Consider the following 8749-nt stretch of genomic DNA (forward strand, 5'->3'; position numbering starts at 1 on the left):
TAGGTTTTTTGTTAACTGCAACAAGCCCTTCAACTCCGCCTCAGGGTGAAGGGAAATTGTATCCGGCTGGCCAGATTTATGCCCTTCTCGGGAATTTTCACAGCAAAATCACGTATCCAAGGCTATTCTATTTTTCGGGTTGTTTGCTCTCTTGCCATGAGAATCCCCGAGCCAGGCACGAATACGCCCTTCACCAGGAGGTAGTGATTTTGATACAGCCACCAACCATGCCCGCCTGCGTTACTGCCAGCGACTCGCGACCTGCAACAACCCAGTCTGCCGAGCCACAGGGACGGTGGGGGCGGCTGGCTGTGTGCTCGGAATCTGACGTCGTACCGTTATTACCGGACAATACCCGGGAGGTAAACGACCACAGTGAAGTAAAAAACAGACAGCATGACCAACCGCCGCAGCATCGTAAACCGGCCAGCACAACGCCCCAGGCTCGACAACTGCCGGACGCAGCCGGGGCCACAGTCGGCGGTAATAATGACCGGTGGATAGCAGTGCCGGATGCTGCAACCCTGGGCAAGATCGGCCATGACCCTGACTTTCCCCTCAATGGTACTTACCGGCAGACCGGTAATATTTATGGTAGCGAGTTGGGCCAGCCCATTGGTAATGATACTCATCCGTTTACCGGCAGACTCCGTCGCGAAAACGGCACCATTTGTAATCTCAGCAATTGTCTGGTGCAAACGCTGGGTGGTGAAGGTGAGCTCAATGGCCTGGAATTTAAGGGTGCCAATATAAAAGGTAAAGGCCCGGTGGCGGTCGCAGCCTGTACCATTGCAGACGCTGCCATGGTCAGTAATATCAGCGTTAACAATGCCCATGTAGTTGCCCTGGGTGACGTTGCGGGGATTGCCGGGGGGGATGTCCGGGGAACGGTGTTCAACACCACCGCTGTGAACTGCACAGTCGTCTCCGATGGCATGGAAGACGCCGGAGCAGCAGGTATTGGTGCCGGGCTTGTTCGTGATTATGGCAGGGTTGTCGACACCACTGCGGTGAACTGCACATCTGCCAACTCAGAAGATTCAGGGGCTGCAGGCATTGGTGCCGGGAAGCTTGTGGCACGTCGCGAATCAGGGAGGCGTCGTGATGGTCATGGCACGGTAGTCAACACCAGGGCGGTGAACTGCAAAGTAGAGAATTTCGCTCAATTTGGCGGTGCAGGGATTGGTGTGGGTACGGCTTATCATGATGGCACAATTGTTGGCACCAGGGCGGTGAACTGTTCAGTCGAAAACTCCGGTAAGTTTGGCGACGCAGGTATTGGCCTGGGCAAAGCTGTTTTTTTTGGCATGGTTGCCGACACTACAGCGGTGAACTGTACCGTGACAGCTTCCGGTAGTGGTAGCAATGCAGGCATCGGCGTTGGGGGAGGCATTTTTGGTTTGGCAACGGTTGCCGACACCACAGCAGTAAACTGCAATGTGGCAACCTCCGGCACTGTCGCGGGTGCCGGCATCGGGGCGGGCATGCTTAACACTGGATTTGATTCTACAAAGATTGTTGATACCACCGCGCTGAACTGTACCGTGGCAACCTCCGGCGAGGGCGCATCTGCCGGCATCGGAGCGGGAGTATTAGACACTCATACCTCCGTTGCCAGCACCACAGCGATAAATTGCGAAGTCGACAGTGAATATGCCGGGGCTGGTGTCAAGGGTGGTCCTGACCCTGATCTCTGTGATGTCCGTGTCAATGGACACTGGGAAAACAATACCGTCCCTGGTTGTCATCCCTGGCTGGATAACTTATGTGCAGGTATTGACCCTGGTCTGCTGGCGCCGGATTGTCGGCCCGGTGATTATGATTTTGCGGCACTGGCAAACAATCATGTTCGTCAGTGTGGGTTTTACCCTGTCGCCCCGACAACAATCCCGACAACAATCCCGACAACAATCCCAACCACTTCCAGCAATAGCAGGGCTTTAGGCTTGAGTCAAGCCGCTATAGCCGGTATTGCCCTGGGCGGTGTGCTTTTTGTGCTGGTGGTTGGCTTGTGCATCTACCGCTACTGTCGCCAACGAGCATCGTCTGCGGCTGCGGCTGGCTATAGCCCCATATTGGCCAGGGGCACAGGGGACGACAATCCCGTGACCAGATCCTCCGAGCGCTCCGTGAACCCACTGCCCAATCTTGCAGAAGACAGCGATGAGGGTGAATTGGTGCCATTACTCCGGTTGGTATAGCAACCGAAAGTTAGAAAGCACGACTGGTATTAATTAAGTTCAGGAAAATGCCAATGGGCGTGAAAGGCAGCTGCTCACTTTGAACGGAAGTTTGTTATGAATAGTGTTACAAATTCGATAAACACTTTAAGTAATTCTTCAACCTGTGCTCTCTGTAACGACCCAACGACCAGTTTATTTGGCGGGCGATCGGTGGTCACCGCGTCGTGCTCTGAGTCCCACCAATTCCATTTTGACTGTATTGTTCAACCATTGCTTGATCAAGCCAAGGCTGAGGCCAAGCGGAGTGAACTGCATTGTCTTGTCTGTTCGGAGCAACCTGTCCTGCCGTTGCTTCGTGGCTCTCAGCCTTTAGCTGAACATGCCTGTCGTTATGGGGATCTGGAAGCACTGGGAAAGATGCTGGATCTTGATATCGACAATATAGGCTGGCAACAATCCGGAGGGGCCATTTATGCTGATAATCTGGAGAGCAGAATGGCTGTACTGGGAAAGATTGCCGCTAAACACGGTCAGGTTGAGTGCTTGCAATTATTGTGGGAAAAATCAAAAGGGCCAAACCCTGAGCCTGACTCTGTCTTGTATACAGCGGCTGCAAATGGCCGGATTGATTGTCTGGAGTGGGTATTAAGCACTTGGTTCAAGGAGCACCATAGAGATTACGTTACCGAAAAACTTAATAAGGCAATGTGTTCTGCCGCCAGAGAAGGTCAGGTAGAGTCTATGCGGTATTTGATGAAAAAGGGGGCGAACGAAGCTGCTGGCGCTCTGCGTATTGCCTCGCAAAGATGCCAAACTGATTCAATCCGATTTCTGGTGAAATCATGGTACTGTTTTGAGGATCTCAACAGTGGACGACGCACTGAGATTTTAAATGAGTCTCTGATGATCGCCTCCGCGAAAAATCAACCCGAGAGCGTGCAAGTTCTGCTCAACGAGGGGGGACTCGTTCTTAGTCTTGATCTTAATTATGCATTGTTCAATGCCGTTGGGTCCGGCAGCATCCAGTGCATGCAACCTCTGATTGACGCAGGTGCGGACATTAATGGCAGATTTGAAAAAGGCTGCTTTCTCACGAACGGTTTCACGCCCCTTACCTGGTCGGTCAGTCGTCAAGACAAAGAACTCATGAACGCAGTCATGCTCGCCGGGGCAAATGTGGATGTTAAAAACCAGTTTGGCGACTGTGCACTTCATATCGCCGCTGGACTCAATGATATTACCTATCTTCGAAAACTCCTTGAGTTCGCAGCGGATCGCAATGCCAGAGATCAACAGGGCCGTACGGCCCTGCACCTGGGCAACCGCACCGACAATGTAGCATGTGCCGAAACTCTGATCAGGGCTGGGGCAGATATTAATGCCAGAGACTGCTCCGGTGAAACTGCACTCTTTGCGGCTGTCAAAAAAAACAATATCGGATACATTATGGCCCTTATTGATGCCAATGCAGATATTAACGTCAAAAACAACAGGAACCAGACGGCGCTGGAATTTGCAAGTGACGTACAATGCAGGCGAGTACTTATCGGAGCCGGAGCCATGTACAGCTGGCAGTTAGAGCTATTGGATGTTGCAGAAGCTTTGGAAGATCTGAACGATCTGCTGTGCACCTTAATCTGATCCGGAATCACTGCTGCTTTGGTTTGGGATGAAAACAAGAAAAAAAACCGTTCTTTTCTTGCTATACCATAGCCATGACTCTGGTGAGGCAGATCAGGGCTTGGAGTCTTAAGTCAGTGCCACTGGTCTTCGATTTTGGACATACAGATATTCAGTCACCCATAACAGCACCTTCCCGCCGTGGGTCTGCGGCGCCTTCCAGGCCTGACTTCTTTATAACAATGGCATGCAGACCACTGTTAAGATCACGGACAGAAACCTTATATCCCATCGCTTTTAGCGGTTTTACCAGCGCTTCCGCATCAGTTCCAGACTCAAGTTCATAAGAGCCCTGCATATTTATTCGGTGAGATAAACTAACGGCTTCATCCACGGGTAATTGCCAGTCCAGATGAGCAATGACTGTTTTGGCAACATGAACAATTATACGACTGCCACCTGATGAGCCAAGAACCATATAGGGCTTGCCATCACGGAAAACGATGGTGGGAGACATAGATGACATTGGACGTTTACCTGGCGCTATGCGATTGGTAACCGGTTTTCCATCAATGAATGGGCTGAAGGAAAAATCCGTCATGGAGTTATTCAATAGAAAACCACGAACCATCAGGCGTGAGCCAAAAGCATTCTCTACGCTGGAGGTCATCGCCACCGCATTGCCATGGCCATCAACAATGCTGATATGCGTGGTTGCCGGGAGTTCCAGTGCTTCACCGGGCGCCTGGCTGATATCGTCAACGCCAGGTGGCAAGCCCGGAGCAACCGTTTGCAGAGGCCTTCCGGGATTAAGCAACCGACTTCGCCCAAGAAGATAAGATTTATCCAGTAACCCCTCCGGCACATCAACGAAGTCCGCATCAGCGATATAAAGTCCACGATCGGCAAAAGCCAAGCGCGTTGCATCACCAATCAGTTGCCAGCTAATGGGATTAGCCTGGCCCAGTTCAGCCAGGTCGAAATGATCCAGCATCCCGAGAATCTGCCCCACGGTCAGTCCACCCGAACTCGGCGGCCCCATTCCACAAACCCGATATTCCCGGTAGTCCATACAGGCAGGGTTACGCTTTTGAACCTCATAACGTCTCAGGTCACTCATACTCAGGAGGCCAGGGTTATCGGTTACTGAGTTCACCGTTGTTACGATATCGCGACCAATCTCTCCCTGATAGAAAGGATCAATCCCACCACTGGCAATAAGAGACAGAGTATTGGCAAATGGCAGGTTTTTCAGCAGATCGCCTTCCTGCACAGGAGGCCCTTCTGGATAAAAGTAGTTTCTCGTGGATTCATACCGGTCCAGACGAGTTCGATCCATAGCAACCAGACTGGCCAGTCTTGCTGACACAATAAACCCTTCCCGGGCCAGTTTTATCGCTGGCTTGAACAAGGCTTTCCAATCAAGTTTTCCATGCTTTTGATGCACTTCATACATCAACTTGAGAAGACCCGGGGTCGCCACAGATTGCCCACCCACAACAGCATCATAAAACGCCAGGGGTTCTCCTGTTTGATCAAGAAAGTGATCCGGCTTTACCAGCTCCGGTGCAGTCTCACGGCCTTCCCAGGTTGATAACTGCCTGGCGTTATTATCAAAATAAACAACTACCCCACCCCCACCGATACCTGAAGACTGAGGTTCCACCAGATTCAGTACCAGCTGAGTGGCGATGAGAGCATCAATAGCAGAGCCGCCCTGTTTAAGAATTTCATAACCAGCTTTCACAGCATAGGGGTTAGCTGCAGCCACCATATAGTCGGAGGCCCTGACCAGCTCCTGTTCGGTATTGCCGGTGCCCGGCTCGGGCGCAATCTCTCCCGGAGGAATGGCATCAGCCAGAACGAAATGAGCCTGCATCCAGAAGATGCCTGCAACAATCCATGTGATTGGTTTACCCACACTTCATCCTCTTTTTTATTGCTCAGGTTTCAACACTGCACGCTGATAGATAGCGAAATAAAAAACTGCCCGGAAAGAATACAATTACCACTTTATGAACATCAGAGCTATTGCATTGTAGACTGGCTAAAGCAGATAAAGATGACGTGACAAGCCAGAAACCGAGTCACGGCAAGTAGCTGGAGTACAGGACTGCCAGCAAATTTTTAACACTGAATTTGCTGGAGAGTAAAGGCAGGAGTAGGTCTGAACATCAAATAACCGGCTCAACCCCGTTTTCCCGCTCAGTAACGTACCGGTACAGATTTTGATATACCCCCCACAAATGAGAACCGAAAAGTGGATCCGACATCTGTTTAAGATCATTATCAACCAGTGCCAGATCATCAACAGTCAATAAGGACTGCATCGCCGGAATCATACACTGGTTTTCCAGTTCCATATGCTCCCGTTGCAATTCACTGTAGAGCGTGTATTCAGCCAGTAGCAGATTTATCGGGATAACCTGATCAGAAGCAACGGTATTGAAAGCCTCCACAAGTCTCTGGGTCATTGCCGTAATCTGCCTGTGTTGATCCTCAATCAAGTCAAACTGAATCCGTTTTTCCTTACTGGCCAACCGGGGACGAAGCCGGGCCATTAACCTGGACTCAAGAGGATGGTGAAATGCATCTGGATAGTTATGCATATAATCCAGCGCTTCAATGATAATGTTCAGCTGAGGATTATGCTCACTGCCTTCCCGGTAACCAGATACTTCGTAATCCAGGTAGTCCAGCAAGCGTGCCATATGCTGATGGTCTTTGATGATTCGGTCAATCACTGTCGTCATATAGCATCCCCCTTGGATATTTATTCTTTTTTATAGGCCAAGCTTTTTTCGAGTATTGATACAAGTCAATTTTTCCCTCTTTTAGCGAGTACCGTGAAATATTTTTCATGAAATTAACAGATACCACGTTTCATCAGCGGGTTACATTGGTTTTCAAAACACTTTCATGATAAAGCACCCTTTTTATGCCCTGCATCAACAAACAGAGTCATGCCGAAAGGTAAGCTACCGCGCACACTATAACTGGCACGGAGGTTATTATGCCGAACCCCCTGTACATGCTTGAATACCTGGCATATTGATACCAAGCCTTTCATTGATGAGAAAGCCATTAAAAAAGAGTATTTAAGGCAGATATATCGTGTGGATTCCAGGGATAAAATTCTCGATAAAAAGGGCAAGGTTGTTGGTAAATCCAGTAACCCACGACATCTGCATTGATGGGCCTCTTCTAAAAACCTCAATCCGGCATACATTGAGCAGTAGTTAACGCACTGCTCTCTTTATCAGCAGCCATAATCAATTTAAAATGCCCCGATGGATGCTTTATCTGCCTGTCCGGGCAAAGACTACTGATGCTGGAACTTGACTATCCGGAGCCAATCGGCACAGACCAGAGCAATCATCACTTCATCCGTATTTATTTGCATACCAGTTATTCCGAGGAATCCAATGCCTTACGCTCGAGAGCTGAAAAAAGGCCAGATTGTAGACATTGAAGGCCAGTATTATCAGGTTCGTCAGGTTGAGGCGAAAAGTCCATCTGCCCGCGGTGCCCAGACCCTGTATAAGGTTCGTTTCAATTCTGTTACCGGCGGCCAGAAACTTGAGCAGACACTCACCGGAGATATTCTCCTCACTGATGTGGATCTGCAGAGAAGAGCCGTAACGCTCCTCTATCGTGAAGGCAATGAGTGTACGTTCATGGATTCTGAGGATTATTCCCAGTACCTCGTCAATGCCAGTACAATTGAGGGCCAGCTTCTCTATATCGCTGACAATATGGAGGGCCTGACCGCCCTGCTGGTTGATGGCCAGCTACTGGCGATTGACCTGCCAGCATCCGTTACTTTGGAAATTGTCGATACCGCCCCTGGCATAAAAGGAGCCTCGGCCGCGGCAAGGACAAAACCTGCCCGGGTCAGCACTGGCCTGGAGGTTCAAGTTCCAGAGTATCTCAGTAACGGGGAAATCATTAAAATCAATACAGAAACCGGGAAATTCATGTCCCGCGCCTGACATCCAATGGTTTCCGGAGATATTCTCTGGAAATCATATCCGGAATATAAAAAATATTTATATTCGCAAAATGCAATTAATAAACTCAAAAAAATATATCGAATCGAAATATCATACCTTCGTTCAAGTTATTTTCAGTCATTTAATGCTTAATATGCTGATATGCGTTTAAAACATTTTGTTTTAAGCATTCGGTTTTTGATTATCTAAATAGAACTAAAAAGGCATTTACTTCTTATCAAAAACCAAAAATCTCTTTTGGAGAAAAACAAACAGAAACAAACTAACTCAAGGATGAATGCTATGAAAATAAGAAATATTGCCCAAAATTTTTTTCGAACGATTTACTTATCTATGGCATTGGGCTTTATATCCAATTCATCAGCTGATCAGTCCATGTTTGTTGAATCGCACGATAGAGCTCCGTTCTTAAACGATGTTTCATCCATCGATCATTATCAGGCACCGGCCTATCAAACCGACAACCAAAAAACAGTATTTACTTTCAAACAGAGAAAAGAGATCAATGAAGAGCGCATCGGCTCATTCATTTACAAAACCATTGACAACCCGGATAAGGTCCGAGACCGGCTTGCAGGCTCAGCCATTCTTTACGGACTGGATAGTATCGGTCTTGGAGAAAGCGTTAAAGAGGGTATCTATTTTATCAAGAAGAACACTCGTTTCTCGTTCAGTGACTGCGGAGAAGTGCAGCTCAGGACCAATAGAATCACTGCAGGCAGTTGCTTACCGGATGGTGGTTCTGTTGAGTTAAATTCCAATTATAATTTCAACTCTGTCAGACTGGAGTTTAAGTGGTCCCTATAAATTTACAGTAGTGATGTCGCTGATAATAAGAAATGCTAGAATGCCAGCAGCATCCATCCTAGGAGGCTGTGCGAGAATAGCGCCCGTCTAGGCGACCCCGTAGCGAGGATTGCGAGAAATTGAGGA

Annotated in this window: 7 protein-coding genes; 5 read left to right on the top strand and 2 right to left on the bottom strand. The window is 48.8% G+C overall.

Annotated elements, in window-relative coordinates:
* Window positions 1-209: 209 nt before the first annotated feature.
* Together KDK15_RS09255 and KDK15_RS09260 are read left to right on the top strand one after the other, a co-directional pair.
* Window positions 210-2201: a hypothetical protein gene (locus KDK15_RS09255; protein WP_257295070.1), complete on the top strand. Its 1992-nt coding sequence runs from the start codon at window positions 210-212 to the stop codon at window positions 2199-2201.
* Window positions 2202-2297: 96 nt separating this feature from the next.
* Entirely contained in the window at window positions 2298-3824 is a 1527-nt protein-coding gene (locus KDK15_RS09260) for an ankyrin repeat domain-containing protein (protein WP_257295071.1), read from the top strand.
* 151 nt (window positions 3825-3975) lie between these two features.
* Here the strand turns inward: KDK15_RS09260 and ggt are convergent, their stop codons facing one another.
* Both ggt and KDK15_RS09270 read right to left on the bottom strand, forming a co-directional pair.
* The gene (ggt, locus tag KDK15_RS09265; RefSeq protein WP_257295072.1) at window positions 3976-5724 is read right to left on the bottom strand and encodes a gamma-glutamyltransferase; all 1749 of its coding nucleotides are present in this window, start codon (window positions 5722-5724) and stop codon (window positions 3976-3978) included.
* Window positions 5725-5977: 253 nt separating this feature from the next.
* Window positions 5978-6556, bottom strand: coding sequence for a hemerythrin domain-containing protein (locus KDK15_RS09270; RefSeq protein WP_257295073.1), 579 nt, complete (start codon window positions 6554-6556; stop codon window positions 5978-5980).
* Window positions 6557-6838: 282 nt separating this feature from the next.
* Here KDK15_RS09270 and KDK15_RS09275 point away from each other — a divergent pair, with 282 nt between their 5' ends.
* The 3 genes from KDK15_RS09275 to KDK15_RS09285 all read left to right on the top strand — a co-directional run bounded on the left by KDK15_RS09275 (window position 6839) and on the right by KDK15_RS09285 (window position 8623).
* Window positions 6839-6997: a hypothetical protein gene (locus KDK15_RS09275; RefSeq protein ID WP_257295074.1), complete on the top strand. Its 159-nt coding sequence runs from the start codon at window positions 6839-6841 to the stop codon at window positions 6995-6997.
* Between the two features lie 231 nt (window positions 6998-7228).
* Window positions 7229-7795: an elongation factor P-like protein YeiP gene (yeiP, locus tag KDK15_RS09280; protein ID WP_257295075.1), complete on the top strand. Its 567-nt coding sequence runs from the start codon at window positions 7229-7231 to the stop codon at window positions 7793-7795.
* Window positions 7796-8191: 396 nt separating this feature from the next.
* Window positions 8192-8623 carry a hypothetical protein gene (locus KDK15_RS09285; RefSeq protein WP_257295076.1) on the top strand — a complete coding sequence of 144 codons (432 nt, stop codon included), beginning with the start codon at window positions 8192-8194 and terminating at the stop codon, window positions 8621-8623.
* Window positions 8624-8749 lie beyond the last annotated feature (126 nt).

This window comes from Endozoicomonas sp. YOMI1 (genome assembly GCF_024606345.1).
In the GTDB taxonomy this organism is placed as follows: domain Bacteria; phylum Pseudomonadota; class Gammaproteobacteria; order Pseudomonadales; family Endozoicomonadaceae; genus Endozoicomonas.

Coding starts and splice junctions, on each gene's coding strand:
- KDK15_RS09285 (WP_257295076.1), top strand. CDS start 8,192: ATGTTTGTTGAATCGCACGATAGAGCTCCGTTCTTAAACGATGTTTCA.
- KDK15_RS09270 (WP_257295073.1), bottom strand. CDS start 6,556: ATGACGACAGTGATTGACCGAATCATCAAAGACCATCAGCATATGGCA.
- yeiP (WP_257295075.1), top strand. CDS start 7,229: ATGCCTTACGCTCGAGAGCTGAAAAAAGGCCAGATTGTAGACATTGAA.
- KDK15_RS09260 (WP_257295071.1), top strand. CDS start 2,298: ATGAATAGTGTTACAAATTCGATAAACACTTTAAGTAATTCTTCAACC.